Source organism: Commensalibacter communis (assembly GCF_947179105.1).
Lineage (GTDB): Bacteria > Pseudomonadota > Alphaproteobacteria > Acetobacterales > Acetobacteraceae > Commensalibacter > Commensalibacter communis.
This window is the reverse complement of sequence record NZ_CAMXCK010000004.1, coordinates 1-20,352: the sequence shown is the minus strand read 5'-3', so window position 1 is coordinate 20,352 and position 20,352 is coordinate 1. Positions and strand designations below refer to the sequence as shown.

Below are 20,352 nucleotides of genomic sequence, written 5' to 3'. Positions count from 1 at the left end.
GGTTGATTGGACGTAAAAAATGAATAAAATTCTAGATGTATTAACGAAAAATAAAGATAAATATACTGAAATTCGTCGTAAAATTCATCAAAATCCAGAATTAGGATTTGAAGAACAAGATACCAGTAACCTGGTTGCAAAGTTATTAGCAGAGTGGGGGTATGAAGTTCATCGTGGTTTAGCAAGAACAGGTGTCGTTGGCACCTTAAAAGTTGGTACGAGTGATAAAGTTATTGGACTTCGTGCGGATATGGATGCTTTACCAATCCTAGAGAAAAATGATAAACCTTGGATCAGTAAAATCCCATATAAATTTCATGGTTGTGGTCATGATGGACATACTACGATGCTCTTATGTGCTGCTGAATATTTGGCAAAAACCAAAAATTTTGATGGCACCCTTCATTTGATTTTCCAGCCTGCCGAAGAAACCTTATATGGTGGCAAGCAAATGATGGATGATGGGTTGTTTGATTTGTTTCCATGCGATGTTATCTATGCCATTCACAATATGCCTTCTTTAAAAAAAGGTGAATTTTATATCACCAAAGGGGCAATGATGGCTTCTTCTGATACAGTTCACATTGAAGTGACTGGTTTGGGTGGACATGGGGCGATGCCAGAACGAACGATTGATGCTGCGGTGGTGGCTTGTCATATCGTGGTGGCATTACAGACGATTGTATCGCGCAATGTTGCTCCACAAGAGGCTGCGGTAATTACGGTGGGCAGCATTCAATCAGGCGATGTCCCGAATGTAATTAATGAAAAAGCATTATTAAAATTAAGTGTTCGCAGTTTGCATCCTGATACACGTTCATTATTATTGAAACGCATTACTGAAATTGCTGAAGGACAAGCAAAAAGTTTTGATGCCAGTGTTAAGATAGATCATATTAATGGTAGTCCTGTTTTGGTTAATGGTGATCAAGCGGTTGATTTTGGGGTAAAGATTGCCACAGAATTATTTGGTGCAGAGAAGGTGCATACTGATTTATCCCCAGTCATGGGCAGTGAGGATTTCGCATTTATGTTAGAAGCCCATCCAAATGGGGCATATTTCTTTGTTGGGAATGGCGATCAACCAGGAAATTGCATGGTACATAATCCTGGATATATCTTTGATGACGATATTATTATTCCAGCAGCAGCTTTTTGGTGTGCTATTACTCAAGAATATTTAAAAAAATAATAGTCTATATTCAGGTTGAGTATCATTTTTATTAATCTGAATAGTATCTATTTCTGCGTGTTATACTCGAAGAATTGCTTTACATATGGGGCAGGCGCTAAAATTCTTTGAGAAATATTTTAATACAATAATATATTTAATATATACAAATAATAATTAAAATAAAAGTACTTTTATTTTAAATACTTATAATTAATTTGGTTGTATAAATAAAATTATTACATTAAAAATTACTTTTAATATTTAAAATAAGACAATTTATGATATAATAATACTATCTTTACTAATAAGTTTTCAATTTATAGTTGATATTATTTTAAAAATTAATAGTAAAGATTTTTTTAATTATAAATTTTTTAGGTATTTTAAATGGTATTCTTAGTTAATATTAATAAAAATCAAATTAATACTTCTGCTGGTAAAGCTGGTAAAATAAAAGATGTTGGTGGGGTGAATGGTTCACCTATTTCAATTGCGCCTGGTTTTCCAGATCTTGAAGATGAATTTAACCAAATGGGTGTTACCCATATTCGCTTACACGATATTTTTGGAATAGGGGATATTGATAATGGTTTTGTTGCGAACAGATCAAGCAACCAAAATCAATTAATGATTAATGTGCCAAGTGCTTCACAGGCAAAAGCAAGAACTTTTATTGCAGAATATGCAAATAAAAGAACAATCTTTCCGTACGCTGCGGCGGGGATGAGAGCAAATAATCTTTCTCTTGCGATGCAAAACGTAAATTATAAACCAACCGACAGTTATATCAAACGTATTTTAGATAATAATCCGTCTGTTAACCCTAATAATATTCAACGACAAGTTATGTTTCGTGTTGGACGTACTTTAGACGGTGGGTACGAAGTTCCCGAGAATTTCGATATTTATGCTAGCTTAGTGGGAGAGGTTGTAAAACGTTACTCTTTAAATTATCAGTCTATAGGCTTGCCCAGAAAAGTGACGTATTGGGAAATTTGGAATGAACCTGATTTAACATTTTTTTGGAATAATAATAACCCACAAGTTTATTATGAGTTTTACTCAAAAGTAGCACGTATGATTAAATCTATCGATCCAGATGCTAAGGTCGGCGGTTGTGGTGTAGCCAATGGTTATAATCCAGGTGGGGCTTATATTGATGGTTTGTTAAATTATTGTCGCACAACAGGTACTCCTATTGATTTCTTGTCTTGGCATTTTTATGGTAACTTAACTGCGGATCCACAAAATGTTATTGATATTGGGAATGCTATTCAAACCGCTTTAACCAAATATGGTTATAGCAATATTGAAAGTATTTGTACAGAATGGAACTCTTCTCCTTTTGGTAGAGCGAATATTCTTTCTAATGTTCAATCAGCAACAAATGCGGCTTATTTGACATCTGCGTTAATTTTTATGCAATATTGTAAAACAGATAAGGCTTATTATTATCGTGGTGATGCAAGTTCTTTTGGATTATTTAATGATCAGCCTAATCCAAGTGACGCAAAAGTTAAGAATTTTTGTACATGTGCTGCACAAGGATTTTATTTATTCAACAAAATGCTTGAAACCCCAAATATTCTTAGTCATGACAACCAGTTTAATACTGGACTTGCAACGATGGCTGCACAAAATGATGCTGGTAATAAAATCAACATTATTGCAGCTAATTATCAAATTGACACAAGCTTTGTTTCTGGAAGTTCAGCTAAATTTAATTATAAACAACATTATTTAGATTCGAACAGAACAGTTAATCAGTTAAATGATAGCTGGAGTATGAATGAATGGTTTGGTGGTGTTGATCCAAATACGGTAACTTTTAACAATGCTGTGACACAAAGAACGGTTGTTCCACAATTACCTGTTTCTGGTTATTTACGAGCCAGGGCCAGAACTTATACCCAAAGTAATACAGGGGTTGGGTTCCAAGTTAATAATATATCAAGTGGTTATACAAGTTTCAAACTGACCGCATACAGAGTGATCGAAGGTACGCGTCTGGATCGCATGACCGCATCAGAAGTATCTACATCGATTCAAACTTCTTTTGTTGGTGGTGTCTTAAAGATTACTGATACTGGTGCAAAACCGTCTACTGTTACTTTATATACTATCGAACTGATTGGTAATGATGGTAATAACAACGGCAACAATAATGGTAATGACGGCAATAACGGCAACGATAATGGTGGTAACAACGGTGGTAACAACGGTGGTAACAATACCGGCAATACCAGTGGTGTTGTAAGGCATACTGTTAAACTTCCGATTGGTAAAAGGTTACCTATTCGTGATTTATTGCCGCCTAACTATGTATTTACTGCAAATAAAAGATATAAAATTGCAATTATAAGTACGTATGGAGGGATATATACATGTCCAGGTACTACGGTTTTCAATGCGGAAACACAAAATTGTGGTTCTACTCTAGCAAAAACCTTTGATATTGAAACGGGCACTTTAATTTTTACGCCTTATATTTCTGGTGTGTTATACCAAAATCCAAATCTCAATGGTAATGAATTCATAGGTGGAGGAAGCTCTTCATCAGCTGGTGCAGATACGTTCACTTATGTATTAATTCCTTTGGATGAAGATATCAATGGTGGAATTTATGGTGATGGTACAAGTGGTATTGTAAGACACCAGTTTAAAACGCCATTAAACAAAAAATCGCCGATTCGTGATTTTTTACCGCCCAACTATGTATTTACTGCAAACCAAAAATACTTCATCGCATTCATAAGTAAGTTTAGCCCTATATATACGTGTCCTGGCAGTACGATCTTTAGTGATGCACAACAAAGTTGTGTTACTAACATCTCAAAAACGTTCGATATAGGCGATCGCTTAAGTTTCATACCTCATATTTCTGGTGTTTTATATAAAAATACAAATCTTAACGGTAATTCTTACATTGGTGCGGGAAAATCTACACCTGCTGGATATGATACAATTGATTATGTGTTAATTCCTGAATAAGCTTCTTTCGTTAGTAGGAATAATCGTAATCTTTTTCAGTCAATATATAAATTATATTGACTGAATTCACATATTCCAAAGCAATCTAAATTGATGGCAAAAGGAATATATAAAACTAAAATATATTGTTTCTATTTTGAAGGGATAGTCCTTTATAGGTTCAAGCTGATTGTCGATTAAATCAGCTTGAATTATCTTTATTATGCTTTTGAGTTATAAACTATAAATTGACTTGGATGTAGGTCGGATACAGATCCGCCTTGGATAGTAATTTCATGGTTGCCCAAATTTAATACAGCATCACCGTTAACATCATTTTGAGAATTTTTTAACAGCGCAGATAAAGAGCTGCGATTTAAACCATAATTAAAGAGTGCAATTTGGTTATCTTCAGAAGCGAGAAAATCGGTAATAACGGTTGAACCATTTGCGACATCACTGCTGGTAAATGCAAATAAATTGGATCCTGCACCCCCTGTGAATGTAGAGTTTCCAACACCACCCGTTAACGTATCATCACTGCGCCCCCCCCACAGCCACCAAAGAAGATCGACCGCCAGATACTGTGTTGGCATAAATCCCAAATGCGCCTGTTGATCCTGCGGCGTTTAATGTTTCATTCCCATCTTGTGCAGTAAATATATTACTTTGATCATTATAGGAATTGATTGTCATATTCAGCCCATCAGAGCCTTTAATATTAACTTGTCCTTCAACATGAAAAACATTTGTATTTCCAGTGCCGCCTGAAAAAGAAAAATCTTTGCCAATGTAATAAAAGTCGTTGTTATGACCACCAGAGACGACAAGATTATCATAAGCAGACCCAATAGTACTATTATAAGTATTTTTTAGAACACTTTTGCTTATCTTAGATGGATCTGATTCGTTGGTTGTGTTTCCTAAAAAAGAGATATAATTTTGTTGTCCGCCAATCACATGGCTGTTTGAACCGACATAGATATAGTTATTGATGTTTCCTGATTCTGGATCATTAACAGGGTTGCTCATGTCGTAGACATAAGCTTGATTTGAAATATTGATGTTTGAATGACCCCCATTAATTGTAACATAATTATAGGCATCAGGTTTATAATCCCCATAACTATAAACAGTATCAGTACCATTTAGCGTTAAAGAATTATTACCCATTCCTAGAGTAATTCTGTTACTTCCATAACCTGTAAGAATGGTGTTGTTTCCATCTCCAACTTGGATTTCATTGTCACCATTGCCAATCTGAAGCTTATTATTCCCATTACCAAAAAGAATATGATAGTTATCATCATCTAAGGTTAGATTTGTGTCGCTGTCTCCGATAGTAATATTATTTACAGAGGTAGTAAAAATAATTGCATTTGTGGTTGATTGTAAGAAGACAAAATTAACCAATTTTTCGGAATTACTGTTAGCATTTTCAACTAGTTGTGCAGATGTATTGCGCTTCATACCTAAATCCTAACGATATATGTTAAAATAATAATAGAACAGTCATATTGATGACTAATATATTATTAAAGTAGAATTATTCTATTAACAATACATGTTATTTATAATTTGTATGGATCTTAATGAACGTATTACAATGATTTTTTGGCCTCTTCGTAATATTTTCGTTTGTATTTTACAACTTTTAATACTTCTTGTAACTCAGCCAGCTGTTGTTCAATATTTCTTTGATGGTTTTTGAAAAATTCCAATCGTTGATTAATGGTGCTATCGCCTTGGACGACCCAATCAATAAATTGTTTGATATCTTTTAATTTCATACCAGAGTTTTTCAGGCATTGTATTAAAGAAGCCCATTCAACATCGGTTTCTTGAAAGATGCGCACACCAGCGGTATTACGATCGACAAAGGGAAATAATCCTTCTTTGGCGTAGTAACGAATGGTATGAGGATTGATATTTAATTTCTTGGCAACTTGATGAATGGTATAGGACATGATTACTTTCCTTGATGTATAAACAGTGCTATTTAAATTATACATGTTTTCCTGTTGTTCTATGAAACAAAGAAAAGCTGATAATGGTGCAGAAAATGGCAAAGATAAAGATCGCTGCCGATGCAATAAACAACCCATTTAAACCATAATGATCGAAAATCATACCACCGATTGTTGCTGCCAACGTAATAGAAAATTGAATGGCTGCAACCATTAATCCTCCTGCAATCTCTGCTCGGTCGGCTAAGGTTCGGGTAATCCATGTTGACCATCCGACGGGAATAATACCAAAGATAAATCCCCAAAGCATTATTTTGGTTAGATCTGCTGTAATCTGATGATTGATATAAAAGAATATTGCCACAATACACAGAATCACATGAATGACGATCATTGTGATACGGAAAGATTTATTCAAAATAAATCCTGCCACAAAAGTTCCCAAACAATTCACGACACCAAAACCCAGTAAAGTTAGCGATAAAGCATTATTGGTAAAATGAAGTTTTCCTTCGATAAAGGGTCTGAGATACGTAAAGACGACATGGTAACCTGAAAAGCTAAAGAATATTGCAAAAAGCCCAAAACAGACCCACGGCTGTTGTGTTAATGTAAATATGGCGTTGAAGTTGCTGTTCTTTGAAACTGGGAGTTGCGGTAACGATATGGCTTGCCAAATTAACGTAATGACCCCAAGTAATGCTGCAAGATAAAAAATCATTCTCCACCCCAATAAAAGCGTTAGATAATTAGCAAAAGGTAAGGAAATAATGGTTGCGACAGACACTCCAGCATAAATAATACTTAATGCACGGGGAACATCTTTGGTCGGTGCAAGGTCAAGGACAACAACAGAGGTCAAAGACCAAAAGCCACCCACACATATCCCTAACAGGCATCTCCCTAGTAAAAGCACGTAAAAGCTGTCAGTGATTGCAACGATACTGTTTGAAAAGATAACTAAAACAGAAAAACTGAGTAATAATGTTTTTTTGTTAATATTTTGACTAATCGGCGCAATTAACAAGCTAGTGATGACAGCAAAAATACCGACGGCGGTGACGGCTTGTCCGGTTTGCCCTTCGGTAATATGTAAATCATGGGCAATAGGGGTTAATAGGCTGATCGGTAAAAACTCAGCCGAGATCAAACAAGTAACCCCCATAAATAAGGATAGAATAGCACTCCAATAAGGGGTTGGGCTTGGAATATCAGAGGACGGAACAGTCATTAAAAGCTCTCTTCGTATAGCATAAAGATCAATATCTTTAAGCCATACGCTTGAGAGTTTGCTCTCAGTCAATAGGAGATAAAATGCTTTTTTATGCTTTATTCATTAATTTAAATCAATTGAACTATTGGCTTGTATCGAAGATGATTTTTGAATATCAGTCCCTGAGGGTTTTTGATAAATACCCAGTTTAAAAAAGATTGCGGTGGCATACATAAATTCAAAAATCTCTGATTGTGTTTCTTCATACTCGTTCCAAAAGACATTCGATGTAAAGCAGTAAATCTCGATGGGTAGTCCCTCAGAAGTTGGGCTGAGCTGACGAACAACAATATACATATCTTTGCAAATATCTTCTCGGTTTTTAAGGTAATCGAGAATAAAGCTGCGATATAACCCCAAATTCGTAATATTTTTATATTGGGGTAACGCCATCTTGGCTTCTATATGGCTTTTTATATTATTGACAATCTCACCATCATAGGATTTAAGACTATTTAATAAATCATCGCTAAAGAATATAATGCTGGATTGATCGACAAAGAAACTGCGTTTAATTCTGCGCCCACCGGATTCAAACATGGGCTGCCAATTGGTATAGGTTTCAGTAATAAAATTTTTGGTTGGGACTTGAGAAATCGTATTATCCCAGTTTCTGACAGTAATGGTGTGCAAGGCAATATCAGTGACTTCACCGCTAATATTGACAATGGGCATTTCGATCCAATCCCCTAGTCGAATAACATTTGAAGAAGAAACCTGAATATTGGCAACCAATGAAATCAAGGTATGTTGGAAAACCAACATCAACACAGCTGCAATAGCACCCAAACTGGAGATAATAATGATTGGGGATTTATTAGATAACGTTGCGATAATTAAAATCACAGCAATCGAGGATATAATAATCTTACCAATCTGAATATAGCCTTTGATGGATCCCGATTTGGCACCATGTTTTTTGGCATAAGCATCCTTGGTAATATCCAGCATTTCGTTAATTAATATCGTGATATTGATGATCAATATCACAGCACATATTGTATGAATGGCTTCAACCAGACCCACGGGCAAGCCCTGGATCCACAAAGACATAAAATATACAGTAATAACAGGGGCAATATGCGACAGTCGCTCTGTAATGCGAATGTCTTTTTTCTGATCGTCACTGTTGGTATTTCTGTGTAAAATAAACTGACGAACAATGCTTAATAGGAAATATTTGCAAATAATGGATGCAATGAATCCAGATAGCAACATCAATACAATGGATAACAAAGAAAATACTATTTTATTGGAATAAATCCAATCCAACATTGATGCTAAACTCTGCATGATTAAACCTTAATGATTAAAAACAATTTCTTTAAAAGGGCTGTATTATAATTTCAATCATTAAACCACGAACAGGGAATTTTTTAAAATAATAATATATTGTTGTAGGTTAATTGCGTTGGAGTTGAAATTAATAATTATATATAATTTCTATTTTTCTAAAATATATACTCTTGCAATCATCTTTGATATAAGTTTGTAACGGATAACGCTTCTTCCAAAGAAGAAATATTCAAATCGACTTGGTTAACCGATTTGAATATATTACAGGTTATTTATTATTGTAAATGAAGAACTGGTTGGTATTTAGATCAGATACAGAAACGCCTTGGAGGATGACTGAGTGGTTTTCAAGATTTAAAACAGCATCACCATGAGCATTATTTTGAGAGGATTTTAGGAGTTTAGATAATGAATTGCGATTTAATCCATAATTGAATAGAGCAATTTGGTTATCTCGAGATGCAGAGAAATCAGTAATGACTGTGGTGCCACCAGCAACATCCTCTTTGGTAAATGCAAATAAGTTTGATCCAGTTCCTCCAGTAAATACTGAATCTCCACTTCCAGCTGTGAGCGTGTCGTCTCCGCTGCCACCAATTGCAGTTAGGGCAGTTCTTTCCTCTGATGTTTTTTGATCAATATTGGCATAAACTGCAAACGCCCCTGAAGAACCGCTGCCATTTAATGTTTCATTTCCATCACCAGCTGTAAATATACTATCTTCTTTACTGAATGTTTTAAAAGTCGTATTTGAATACCCAGAGCCTTTGATATTAGCAGTTCCGCCTGTGAAGTAATTGACGGTGGCGCTAACGCTAGATAAATTGATGTTACCATTAATATAGTTAAATTGATTGCTATGGCCACCATCTACATCTATGTTTCCATATAAGGCATTAACGGTTGTATTAATACTGTTAGTCAATAGGCTCTTACTATCGTAATTTCCACGCAGTAAACTTATGTTTGTGTCTACACCACCAGTGATTGTAGTATTGCCATTTAGATCCAAATTTTTAATAAGAACATTATTAAAAATAGATTTTCCATTAATGCTTACTGTTTGATCTGTTTGTAAACCAGAAATAGTTGCATTGCCATTGACGTTTAACGGGCTATTATCATTTCCTCTTCCATATATGAGATTAACATTACCCGTTAAATCTACTGCATTACTTCCACCATTGATAGTAGCAGCAATGTAAGAATTTGCAGATCCTCCTGTAATCGTATGCATTCCCATTGTCGCTGTTATTGTGGCATTTCCCGATCCTATATGTATGTTATCAGAGCCGTTACCTGTTACGAATTGATTATTACCACCGCCAACAGTTACGTTAGTGCCTCTAATATTGAAACTATTGTCTCCATCACCTACATGCAGATTTCCCAATCCATAATTGATTATATTATTTCCACCGCCAATAGTGGTATTTCCACTGCCGTAAGTAATAGTGTTGTTTCCATTCCCTATGACCATATTGTCGCTACCTATAGTAATCGTATTATTACCATTCCCTACAATAGCATTGCCACCTTGCCACGTTCTTATGGTATTATCACCTCCGCCTATAGTAACATTTCCACTTCTTACATCAACGTCGTTATTTCCATCCCCTATAGTAGTATTACCACCTCTAGCTTCGATATGATTATTTCCATTTCCGAGTATATAAATATTGTTGGTTGGATTACCAGAAGTGATGGTGTTATTACCGTTACCAAATATATAAGTGTTATATCCTCCATAATTTTCACTAAGATTGTTATCGCCATCTCCTAATGTGACTTTGGCATAAGAACCGTGTTGAGTGATAGTGTTATTGCCATTTCCACCTGTAATATCACTTTTGTTCCCAAGTTTTAGGAGATAATTCTTATCATCTAACTGAATTGGTTTTTTGCTTCCCGTAATAGGTGTGTAAGCGCTGTCATCTATTGTGATCGAGTCATTTTGAAGAGCATCTTCTAAGATTACGTCTGTATGATCTGTTGTATTTTCGCTCATGTTTTAACCTTTCCAGATAATGATATTATAATAAAATTTGATTGCTAAGGATTAAGTCTATAGTAATATCCAAATTATGATAATTATCATATATTAACAATATCTATTTATTAATAATATACAATATGTGATAATAATAATCACAATTAATTTAACTATATGATTCCATTGCGTATTATTTGTGATAAGGTTTGCAGTTATCTAAATAATAAAATTTGATAAATAAAACTATTGAACATGTTTTGATTATCCAAAATTTTTAATATACCATCATTAAAGTAAATAATTTATTTTCTTAGGAAAATCTTATGTTATGGTTCTAAATAGTATAGCCAATATAAGGAAAATCGTTAAATGAAGCGGTCTATCAAAATTATGCTTTATTGTGCAGGATTGACTGCATTAACATCGACAATAGCGATTGCATGTGGACCGTATTTTCCTTGGCAGCTTTTAGATAACCGCAAAGAGACTTTATTAAATTTGCCTGCAATAGATAGTTTTTCCCAGAAAGTAAAAACTCTTGGTGTTGTGACAGCAGAAGAAAAGAAGAATTTATATTCTGCGACCAATCTGAATGATCCATATATTGGTCAAACAACTTGTCCCAATACAGATGAAGCCTATAAAAAAGCAGCAATCTTATTTCACAATAAGCAATGGGAAGATGCTTATTCAGCATTTTCAATGTTGGCATATAATAGTAACCCAGCCCAGCAAGTCTGTGCAAAATATACGTTAGGGCGCATTGAAAAAGAGTTAGGACATTTTGAGGATGCGGTTCAATCGTTTAATAGCACCGCCTATTTAGTTGCTCATGGTGCGCCTGACCCATTACATTTGGGAATTGCTGCTTATGGTGAGGCTGCTGGAGTAATATTAGATCAAATTGGCATGCGAAGCATAGATAAAGATGATGTAGTTTATTGGCAAGTTGGTTCTATTAAAGAGGATAGTTTTTTACAGTTACAAAGAGCCGTAGAATTATACCTTAAGCAAGCAACATTGGGTGATAATGATGGTGTAAGTTCTGTTATGATTATCTTGCAGGGTTTAAGTGATCCTAATAATCTCAATGCGAGAGAATTGCTGAAGCAAGCTGTTCAAAATTCTTTGTTAAGAAAGCTTTTATTAGCTTATGTTTTAACAGATGAAATTGATTATAAAGTTTATTCTAAAGCTAAAATACAAAATATTTTGCAAACCTTTATCCAAACTGGTTTAGACCCAAAAAATAATTATGATGATATGGGGTCTTTGGCTGCTTTTGCTTATCAAAATAATGATGTGGACAAAGCACAAGCATTTGCGGAATATGATTGGAACAGAAATCAAAAAGCCCTTGATGCGTGGATTTTGGCTAAGATTGCATTAAGAAAGGGTGAGAAGATAAAAGCCCAAGACTATTATCATCAAGCCATTAGCCATTTTAATGATGAAACTTTGCAGACACGCAATAGGCAACGTGTGCAAGGTGAGCGTGCCGTTCTAACGTTATCCCAAGGGAATTTTGTTCAAGCATTGGAAGAATTATGGTCAGTGCGAGATATTTATTGGGGAGATATCGTTTACCTCGCTGAAAATGTGTTGACACCCGATGAGTTACGCCAGTTTGTAAATAGCCATACAAACGTTCCTAAGGATAGTAAGGCAGCTTGTAATCGGGACATTGAAGAAGATTATGTTGATCAAAATGCTGCTGAAACTTCTGACGATGAATATAATATGAGGTATAGCTTAAATGGTCGCTCAATGGCGTTACGTCATTTGTTGGCTCGTCGTTTAATGCGTGAGGGGCGTTTACAAGAAGCAATTCCATATTTTACTCAGATTGGTGATGCAAATTGTAAAGGTACGCCTCAACATGTTCAGATAGAGCGATCTTATATCAAAGCAACAACAGACATGCATAGAAGCTTTTGGGCAACCGATCGAGCCAAGGCTGCATGGAAAGCAGCAACGATTTTGCGTCGTCATGGAATGGAGTTAATGGGAACCGATGGATATCCAGATCAAAATCCTGGAACATATCCACAAGGTATTGGTCAGATGATTGGTCCTGCAAATGATCTTAATAATGAACCTTGGAGCGTGCCAGCAGAACAAGTCAGAACGGGGGCTTCTTGGCCTATTCCTAATCGTCGTTTTCATTACCGATATTTAGCAGTCGAAGATGTATCATATGCCGCAAATTTAATTCCTTATCAATCTCAAGCTTATGCAGCATTATTATGTCATGCGAATGGTTGGATGCAAAAGACGTCATATTATGATGGTGTATCTATGGCTAAAGATACAGAATCACCATCTTCACATATGTCATTAGGTGCTGTGAATGACCCTCAATTTGCTTATGCGAAATCCAGAGAGCTTTATAATCTTTATTTGAAAAACGGTGCTGTTGTTCCTTTTGCAAAAGATTTTGGATATAATTGCCCGCAGCCGAAATTTGGCGCAGTGCCGAAGTTAAAGCGTGATTTATTCTGGAAAGAAGTCAAAAAATCGTTACAATCGCTTAGGGGACATTAGCCTTTTGTTTCTTTATCAATCATTGTATACTCAATAAGCTGAATACATAAAGTGACTTACGAAAGAATAATCTTGTGAAAATAGGGTATCTGGACTGTTTTGCAGGGATGAGCAGCAGTCGATTTATTGGGGCTCTGGTGGATGCTGGTGTTCCTGCGGAAATATTGTATGAAGCGGTGGATGCATTGGATATCGGTGTTCGGCTTGATTTAATGCATATTAAGCGGAACATGATTGAAACCACCAAAGCGCATGTCAGTCTCGTTTCAACAGAGATTGATTTAGAGTCAACGCCTTATTACGAGTTGCCTATTTTTATAGAACGACATGAATCACCCGAAAATTTACAGTTGCTGAGCACAATTATTGCTTTGATTTCGAATGCGCCTATCTCCGAAAAAGCAAAAGAATTAGCGATTGATACCTTTACTTTTCTGGCTCAGGCAGAGGCAGAGGTGCGTGCTTTGCCCATTGAAGAAATTTATTTTCATGAAGTCAGAGCCTTAAACACGGTGGTAACGGTGACTTTGTGTTGTGTGGGGTGTGATTGGTTACATATTGATCAATGGTATGCATCACCTTTGAATGTAGGTTCAGGAATGTTGAAATACCCACAAGGATCGTTACCTGTGCCAACTCCAGCAACCTTGCAGCTGTTGGGGGATAAAGCCTCTATTTTTTCTGAAGGCCCTCAAAAAGAATTGTTGACCTCGACATGTGCAGCGTTATTGAAAGCATTAAAAATCAAGTTTGAACCTTGTCCAGCTATGTGCATTACGCATGTTGGATATGGTGCTGGCAGAATAGAATATGATAATCTACCTAATTTTCTAAGAATCTGCATTGGCGATACAAAAGTTGGAAAAAAACAAACGATGAATCATGAAGTCATTGTTACCGAGGCAGAATTTACGGATATACAACCAGAACGCATTCAAAAGTTACAACAAGAACTCTACTCCAGAACAGCACAATTGGTCTATACGCAACCCATCGTTTCTTTTACCCACAAGGTAACAGACAAATTAACGGTTATTTCCTTGCCTGAGGATGCGGTGACAATACGTCATTACCTATTTTCTCAAATCCCGTTGTTACATACGGTGCATTGGCATACTGAATATTATGAGGATTTAATTCATTCCGAGGAATTGGTTTTAACGCCTTGGGGGGAAATTAAAATAAAAGTAGGTCAATTATTGGATAATAAAATTATTTTCGTGATTCCAGATGGGCAAGTATGTGAATCTGTTGCTCAAAAACATGATTTACATCCAGATCAGATCAGTAAAACGGTAAAAACACTTTTTTTAACAAGAAAAAATTCATAATATCAAGAATAAAGATTTAAAAAATTATATAAACTCTGTATAACAAACGTCAATATTATTGTAACGTTTTTGTTGAAAACCATCAACGTCAGGTCACTGATTTGGGAATAGTGGAGCGCCATAAACTATGAATTTTGTATCCTCATTGTCGTTTTCTCGACTTTTATTAGTGGCAAGTGCCTTGTCTTTGGGGCTTACAGCATGTTCAAAAGACAAAAAACAAGAAAATTTGGCATTTCCAGACCAACGTTTAGTTGGTGTTGATCGCTCTGCAGTGGGTGGGGATGACAGTTTGCAAGGCGGCGTTAATGCTTATTTATGGCGCGCTGCGGTGGATACGTTGTCTTTTATGCCCTTTATATCTGCTGATGCGGTTGGAGGCACCATTGTAACGGATTGGTATCAACCCGTTCCAGCAAACGCAGAGCGTTTTCAAATTATTTGTTCGGTCTTGGATCGCCGTTTACGCTCTGATTCGATTAGCGTTGTTGTTCACCGACAAGTAAAAGAAAATGGCGAATGGGTGGATGCGCCAGTGGCCAATAATACGGCATCTGACATTACCAGTAAGATTCAAGTTCGCGCGCGTGAATTACGTGCTGATAAATATAAAAAATAATTAACAGATACTGATTAAAATATTATGAGTGACTCTTCTTCTTTTTCGTATAATTTTCAACATACAGAACCATTTTGGCAACAAGAATGGGAAAAGCGTCGCTTATTTGACGTTCCCAACGTTCCTGATGCGAATGCTCCTAAATATTATGTCTTGGAAATGTTTCCTTATCCTTCAGGACAGTTGCATATGGGACATGTGCGGAATTATACGCTGGGGGATGTGGTTGCTCGATATAAACGAGCCCGTGGGTATAGTGTTTTGCATCCAATGGGTTGGGATGCTTTTGGCTTGCCAGCAGAAAACGCAGCCAAAAGTCGTGGTGTGTCCCCAGCAAAATGGACGATGGAAAATATCGCTGCCATGCGTGCAGAGTTAAAACGTCTTGGTTTTTCTTTAAATTGGGATCGTGAATTCGCAACTTGCCAACCTGAATATTATGGGCAACAACAAAAACTCATCCTTCGTTTGATGAAGGAAGGGTTGTTGGAGCGCCGTGAGAGCTGGGTGAATTGGGATCCTGAAGATCAAACTGTTTTAGCCAATGAACAAGTCATTGATGGCAGAGGGTGGCGTTCTGGTGCATTGATTGAGAAGAAGCAGCTTTTCCAATGGTTCTTTAAAATCACCAAATTTGCACAACCTTTGTTGGATGGGTTGAAAACATTAGATAATTGGCCTGAACGCGTTAAAACCATGCAAGAACGTTGGTTGGGACGATCAGAAGGAGCAAAAGTTAAATTTGCTTTGGACAATGCTCCAGCTGATTTCGAAGAAGCAATCCAATCTGTTGAAGTCTTTACCACGCGCCCTGATACTTTATTTGGTATGGCATTTTTGGCGATTTCGGCAGATCATCCGATTGCTGCAAAACTAGCCACTAATAATCCTAAGATTGCTGATTTTATTGCTGAATGTCACCGTATGGGGACTTCTGAAGAAGTCATCGAAAAAGCCGAGAAAAAAGGTGTGGATACTGGCTTATATGTTATTCATCCTTTTATGCCAGATCAAAAATTCCCTATTTGGATCGCGAATTTTGTGTTGATGGATTATGGTACGGGTGCTGTATTCGGATGTCCATCAGGCGATCAACGTGATATTGATTTTGCCCTTAAATATAACCTTTCCTTTAAAACCGTGGTGATGCCTCAAGGTGAAGACCCAGCGCAATTTGTCGTCACAGACAAGCCGCATACGGGAGACGGCATTTTAATTAATTCCGATTTCTTAAATGGCTTAACGATTGCCCAAGCCAAGAAAACAGCCATTACACGTTTGGAAGAAATGGGTATTGGCGAGAAAATTGTTAATTGGCGTTTGAGAGATTGGGGATTATCCCGTCAACGCTATTGGGGTTGCCCAATTCCTGTGATTCATTGCCCGACTTGTGGTGTTGTTCCTGTTCCAGAAGATCAATTACCTGTTGTTTTACCAGAAGATGTCGATTTTTCTTTATCTGGCAATCCATTGGATAACCATCCGACATGGAAACATGTCAATTGTCCGAAATGTCATGGCAAAGCACAAAGAGAAACGGATACGTGCGATACATTTGTGGATAGTTCATGGTATTTTGCGCGTTTTACAGCGCCTCATTCAAATGATCCAATTGATCATGAAGCGGTCAATCGTTGGATGCCTGTTGATCAATATATTGGTGGGATTGAACATGCGATTTTGCATTTACTTTATGCTCGATTCTTTACGCGTGCATTAAATACGATTGATGAAGTTGGGATGGAGGAACCATTTAAAGCACTCTTTACCCAAGGTATGGTAATGCATGAAAGCTATAAAGATGCTGCGGGTGAATGGGTTTCTCCTGACGAAATCAAAAAAACGGATGCTGGTTTTGTAAAACATGATACAGGGGAAGCAATTACCGTTGGACGTGTTGAAAAAATGTCCAAATCTAAGAAGAATACGATTGCACCTTCTGTAATTATTGAACGTTTTGGAGCAGACACAGCTCGTTGGTTTATTTTGTCTGATAATCCACCAGAACGTGATATGGAATGGACAGAAGAAGGCGCTGTTGCAACTTCTCGTTTCCTACAACGTTTATATCGTGTTGTGTCTATTATTGCACAAGATGTTCCAGCTGATGTTGCTTTGCCAGAGCAATTTGCTCAAAGTGCAGATGATTTGCGTCGTATGACCCATCGAACGATTGTTGCAGTGACTGAAGCTTTGGACGGGTTTGCAATGAATGTGGCGATAGCACGTTTACATGAGTTGACGAACGCAGTTGCAGATGCTGAAAAGCAAGCCAAAGAAGTTGGAATGGATTATGCACGTCGTGAAGCAGCTTATATGCTCAGTTTGTTATCAGGTCCATTGGTTCCACATATGGCTGAAGATATGGTGCGTTTATTAGGGATTTCAGAGCTTGTTGCACAAACGCCTTGGCCCATTGCTGATGAGTCCTTGTTGGCTGCAACGCGTATTGTCATTGCGGTGCAAATCAAAGGGAAGCTCAGAGGAACAATCGAAGTGGTTCCTGACATGGACAAAGACGCAGTGATTGCACTTGCACGCGCGGAAAAAACAGTTGCAAAATTCTTGGATGGAAAAGAAATTGTGAAAACCATTTATGTTCCCAACAAGATCGTTAACTTTGTGGTAGGCGGATGAAAATAATCAGTAAGTTTCTCAAAACCTCTTGTATTTTACTAGGTATCGGGGGGATGGTGTCAGGGTGTGGATTTAAACCCATGTATGGCAAAACAGCAAACTTAGATGTGAATGACGAGCTACAGAAAATTTATGTTCCTGTGTTGGCTAATCGTTATGGACAGCTTGTGCGTCAGGCTCTGCAACAAAATCTTGCGGGTGCAGGCCCAGAAGATCCCAAAACATATCAATTGGATGTTTCTCCTAATCTATCAGAAGAAGCTATTGATATTCATTATGATAACTCTTCTGGTCGTGCAAGGATGATTGGAACTGCGCATTGGGCGTTAAAGACGATTTCCATTAACCCTGTCGTATTGGCGCAAGGGGATGCTCAGACAATGGATGGTTATACCGTGACTTATGAGCAATATTTTGCACAAAGTTTAAATGACGAAACAGCCCAAGGTCGCGTTGCCAAAAATTTAGCAGATGAAGTGACACAACAAGTTGCAACTTGGTTTAGAAATAATGATACCTATCAAACCAAAGCAAAAACACCAAATACACCAAAACCAACCTATATGTTGCCCAGTATGAATCCTGGAACTAACGGGGCGGCTACTCAAGGGGCTGGTGTCGATGGGGTTCCCGCAATGGCTACGGGTCGAAATACAATGATCCCTGTGGGTATGGATAATATGACGCCTGATGATGTGCCTGGTAATTAAACTCCGACAGGTTTAGAGCATGAAAATAGACGCACGAAATATAATAAGTCTTTTGCAAGGACCTATACAATTTCGTGTCTATTTGATCTATGGTGAAAATAGTGGGCTTGTTCGAGAAAGAGCGAGCCATCTTGTTAAAAAAGTTGCTGGTCGTTTAGATGATCCTTTTCAAGTCTGTGTGCTTGATAAAGAATATCATGAGCGATTGAAAGAAGAAGCAACTGCCTTGTCTTTGATGGGGGGGCAACGGGCAGTGTGGGTACGTGAAGCGACCGACACTCTTGCGAAAACGCTTGAAACATTTTGCGCTTTATATCCTACAGATAAAAAAGATCCTTTTGTTTTTGATTCTGTAGTGGTTATTGAAGCAGGCAGTTTATCCCCCAGAGCGTCCTTGCGCATTTTAGCAGAAAAACATCCTTTAATTGCTACTATTCCTTGTTATGCAGAAACTGGACGCTCATTGGAAGAAACGGTGCGGGTATTATTGGGGAAAAAAAGAATTGCATCTGATGCTTTTCGTTATTTATTGGCTATTTTGGGTACTGATAGAGCATTAATCCGAAATGAAATTGATAAATTATTGTTATATGTTGGATCAGATCCTGAAATCACCTTAATCCATGTTCAGCAAGCGATTGGGGATGATGCTGAATATTCCGTTGAAGATGTTGTTTATGCTGCAATGTGTGGGCAACCCGTGATGGTTGACAAAGCATTGACCAAAGCGATCAAAGAAGGGGTGAATATGGTTGCTTTGACACGTAATCTGTTGCAGCATATTGATCGTTTGTTACAAGCACGATTTTTGTTTGAAGAAGGTACACCTGCCAAAATTGCTATTTCTAAATTAAATCCACCTGTTTTTTTTAAACGCACTGACAGTTTTTTAAAAGCGATGGATAGTTGGAATTCTGATTCATTATATCCTTTATTGCGATATGCCCAAAAATTAGAATATTTGTGTAAACAAACGGCAATTCCAGCAGAAACTTTGTGTCAACATTTCATGCTAACCATTGCACAACATGTGAAAGAGAAAAAAGTTCAGTTAGATGAATACAAGCTCTTTTCAAATTTATAAAGACGCGTTAAAAGGTAAAGAAGTGTCTACGTAGCTCAGCAGGATAGAGCACAGGATTCCTAAATAAAAATTGGGCGCTTTATTTGGAAACGATAAAGTGGATCCACTCAAATTCGGGGAACGTTTCGGTAGTCTTTACCATACCAATCCCGAGCCAAGCCTTATTTTATATAAGGAAGGTGTAGAGACTGTACGGGTGGTGCCTAAGGGATATATCCTAGGGCAAAGAGACAGTCCAGCTTACAAACATTGTGTTTTATCACAATGGCGATGAAAATCGTAGTGAGATGAATCCTGGGGCCGTGGGTTCGAATCCCGCCGTAGACACCATTAATCAACTCAAGATAGTTCGATAAATTTTTCTAGTTTAGTTCACTCTAATATTTAATAAGTTAATATATTTGGAAAAAGGTAAAACTAACCGTACGTGAGCCTGCATTATATAGTGCGTTAAGGTAATATTAGGGTCTTTATTGTTTTGATAGTGTTATGAAACGGAGCTTTACTTGCACAAGGATTATGTTGATATACAATTAAGTCGATACTTTATTCTGTTGATGCGTTATATGTAGTAATTTTTTTGATTTTTGTTCAAACATGTTTGAACAAAATATTCTCAACTTTCATTATCTATTATCACCTCATCACTTATCAAATTATACTAAGCTGTGCAAGTTATGTCCAGAACGGATCCATCTGATGGTTGTTCATTGTGGATTGATGATGGGTTTGTGCGGATTGCCTCTGGTGATCC

Annotated in this window: 15 protein-coding genes; 9 read left to right on the top strand and 6 right to left on the bottom strand. The window is 37.0% G+C overall.

What is annotated here, in order from left to right; genetic code table 11:
* Nucleotides 1-19 precede the first annotated feature (19 nt).
* Together PQG52_RS08010 and PQG52_RS08005 are read left to right on the top strand one after the other, a co-directional pair.
* The gene (locus PQG52_RS08010) at nucleotides 20-1,192 is read left to right on the top strand and encodes a M20 aminoacylase family protein (protein WP_271828914.1); all 1,173 of its coding nucleotides are present in this window, start codon (nucleotides 20-22) and stop codon (nucleotides 1,190-1,192) included.
* A 369-nt stretch (nucleotides 1,193-1,561) separates the two neighbouring features.
* Complete coding sequence (locus tag PQG52_RS08005; RefSeq protein WP_271828913.1) at nucleotides 1,562-4,165, top strand: GH39 family glycosyl hydrolase; 2,604 nt, start codon at nucleotides 1,562-1,564, stop codon at nucleotides 4,163-4,165.
* 200 nt (nucleotides 4,166-4,365) lie between these two features.
* Here the strand turns inward: PQG52_RS08005 and PQG52_RS08000 are convergent, their stop codons facing one another.
* The 6 genes from PQG52_RS08000 to PQG52_RS07975 form a co-directional block, all read right to left on the bottom strand.
* Nucleotides 4,366-4,740, bottom strand: a complete 375-nt coding sequence (locus PQG52_RS08000; RefSeq protein WP_271828912.1) for a calcium-binding protein — start codon at nucleotides 4,738-4,740, stop codon at nucleotides 4,366-4,368.
* Nucleotides 4,682-5,614: a hypothetical protein gene (locus tag PQG52_RS07995; protein WP_271828911.1), complete on the bottom strand. Its 933-nt coding sequence runs from the start codon at nucleotides 5,612-5,614 to the stop codon at nucleotides 4,682-4,684. Before PQG52_RS07995 ends, PQG52_RS08000 begins: the two co-directional genes overlap by 59 nt.
* Before the next feature lie 131 nt (nucleotides 5,615-5,745).
* On the bottom strand, nucleotides 5,746-6,111 hold the full coding sequence (locus PQG52_RS07990) for a MerR family transcriptional regulator (protein WP_271828910.1): 366 nt from the start codon (nucleotides 6,109-6,111) through the stop codon (nucleotides 5,746-5,748).
* Nucleotides 6,112-6,148: 37 nt separating this feature from the next.
* Nucleotides 6,149-7,342: an MFS transporter gene (locus tag PQG52_RS07985; protein WP_271828908.1), complete on the bottom strand. Its 1,194-nt coding sequence runs from the start codon at nucleotides 7,340-7,342 to the stop codon at nucleotides 6,149-6,151.
* 105 nt (nucleotides 7,343-7,447) lie between these two features.
* Nucleotides 7,448-8,677: a mechanosensitive ion channel family protein gene (locus tag PQG52_RS07980; RefSeq protein ID WP_271828906.1), complete on the bottom strand. Its 1,230-nt coding sequence runs from the start codon at nucleotides 8,675-8,677 to the stop codon at nucleotides 7,448-7,450.
* A gap of 271 nt (nucleotides 8,678-8,948) precedes the next feature.
* Nucleotides 8,949-10,688: a beta strand repeat-containing protein gene (locus tag PQG52_RS07975; protein ID WP_271828905.1), complete on the bottom strand. Its 1,740-nt coding sequence runs from the start codon at nucleotides 10,686-10,688 to the stop codon at nucleotides 8,949-8,951.
* A gap of 354 nt (nucleotides 10,689-11,042) precedes the next feature.
* Between PQG52_RS07975 and PQG52_RS07970 the strand changes: the two genes are divergently transcribed.
* The 7 genes from PQG52_RS07970 (at nucleotide 11,043) to PQG52_RS07940 (ending at nucleotide 19,872) form a co-directional block, all read left to right on the top strand.
* Nucleotides 11,043-13,217: a tetratricopeptide repeat protein gene (locus PQG52_RS07970; protein WP_271828903.1), complete on the top strand. Its 2,175-nt coding sequence runs from the start codon at nucleotides 11,043-11,045 to the stop codon at nucleotides 13,215-13,217.
* Nucleotides 13,218-13,291: 74 nt separating this feature from the next.
* On the top strand, nucleotides 13,292-14,548 hold the full coding sequence (gene larC, locus PQG52_RS07965; RefSeq protein ID WP_271828902.1) for a nickel pincer cofactor biosynthesis protein LarC: 1,257 nt from the start codon (nucleotides 13,292-13,294) through the stop codon (nucleotides 14,546-14,548).
* 127 nt (nucleotides 14,549-14,675) lie between these two features.
* Nucleotides 14,676-15,167: a DUF3576 domain-containing protein gene (locus PQG52_RS07960; RefSeq protein WP_271789941.1), complete on the top strand. Its 492-nt coding sequence runs from the start codon at nucleotides 14,676-14,678 to the stop codon at nucleotides 15,165-15,167.
* A 24-nt stretch (nucleotides 15,168-15,191) separates the two neighbouring features.
* Nucleotides 15,192-17,804 carry a leucine--tRNA ligase gene (gene leuS / locus PQG52_RS07955; RefSeq protein ID WP_271828901.1) on the top strand — a complete coding sequence of 871 codons (2,613 nt, stop codon included), beginning with the start codon at nucleotides 15,192-15,194 and terminating at the stop codon, nucleotides 17,802-17,804.
* Complete coding sequence (locus tag PQG52_RS07950) at nucleotides 17,801-18,514, top strand: LPS assembly lipoprotein LptE (RefSeq protein ID WP_271828900.1); 714 nt, start codon at nucleotides 17,801-17,803, stop codon at nucleotides 18,512-18,514. The genes leuS and PQG52_RS07950 overlap by 4 nt, the downstream gene beginning before the upstream one ends.
* Before the next feature lie 19 nt (nucleotides 18,515-18,533).
* Nucleotides 18,534-19,598, top strand: coding sequence for a DNA polymerase III subunit delta (gene holA / locus PQG52_RS07945; protein WP_271828899.1), 1,065 nt, complete (start codon nucleotides 18,534-18,536; stop codon nucleotides 19,596-19,598).
* A 97-nt stretch (nucleotides 19,599-19,695) separates the two neighbouring features.
* Entirely contained in the window at nucleotides 19,696-19,872 is a 177-nt protein-coding gene (locus PQG52_RS07940; RefSeq protein ID WP_271801717.1) for a hypothetical protein, read from the top strand.
* Nucleotides 19,873-20,352: the final 480 nt, after the last annotated feature.

Bases quoted from the DNA above. Each gene is read 5' to 3' on its own strand.
- PQG52_RS07960 (WP_271789941.1), top strand. From the start codon at position 14,676: ATGAATTTTGTATCCTCATTGTCGTTTTCTCGACTTTTATTAGTGGCA.
- PQG52_RS08010 (WP_271828914.1), top strand. From the start codon at position 20: ATGAATAAAATTCTAGATGTATTAACGAAAAATAAAGATAAATATACT.
- holA (WP_271828899.1), top strand. From the start codon at position 18,534: ATGAAAATAGACGCACGAAATATAATAAGTCTTTTGCAAGGACCTATA.
- PQG52_RS07985 (WP_271828908.1), bottom strand. From the start codon at position 7,342: ATGACTGTTCCGTCCTCTGATATTCCAAGCCCAACCCCTTATTGGAGT.
- PQG52_RS07975 (WP_271828905.1), bottom strand. From the start codon at position 10,688: ATGAGCGAAAATACAACAGATCATACAGACGTAATCTTAGAAGATGCT.
- PQG52_RS07970 (WP_271828903.1), top strand. From the start codon at position 11,043: ATGAAGCGGTCTATCAAAATTATGCTTTATTGTGCAGGATTGACTGCA.
- PQG52_RS07980 (WP_271828906.1), bottom strand. From the start codon at position 8,677: ATGCAGAGTTTAGCATCAATGTTGGATTGGATTTATTCCAATAAAATA.
- PQG52_RS07995 (WP_271828911.1), bottom strand. From the start codon at position 5,614: ATGAAGCGCAATACATCTGCACAACTAGTTGAAAATGCTAACAGTAAT.
- PQG52_RS07990 (WP_271828910.1), bottom strand. From the start codon at position 6,111: ATGTCCTATACCATTCATCAAGTTGCCAAGAAATTAAATATCAATCCT.
- PQG52_RS08005 (WP_271828913.1), top strand. From the start codon at position 1,562: ATGGTATTCTTAGTTAATATTAATAAAAATCAAATTAATACTTCTGCT.
- PQG52_RS08000 (WP_271828912.1), bottom strand. From the start codon at position 4,740: ATGCCAACACAGTATCTGGCGGTCGATCTTCTTTGGTGGCTGTGGGGG.
- PQG52_RS07950 (WP_271828900.1), top strand. From the start codon at position 17,801: ATGAAAATAATCAGTAAGTTTCTCAAAACCTCTTGTATTTTACTAGGT.
- leuS (WP_271828901.1), top strand. From the start codon at position 15,192: ATGAGTGACTCTTCTTCTTTTTCGTATAATTTTCAACATACAGAACCA.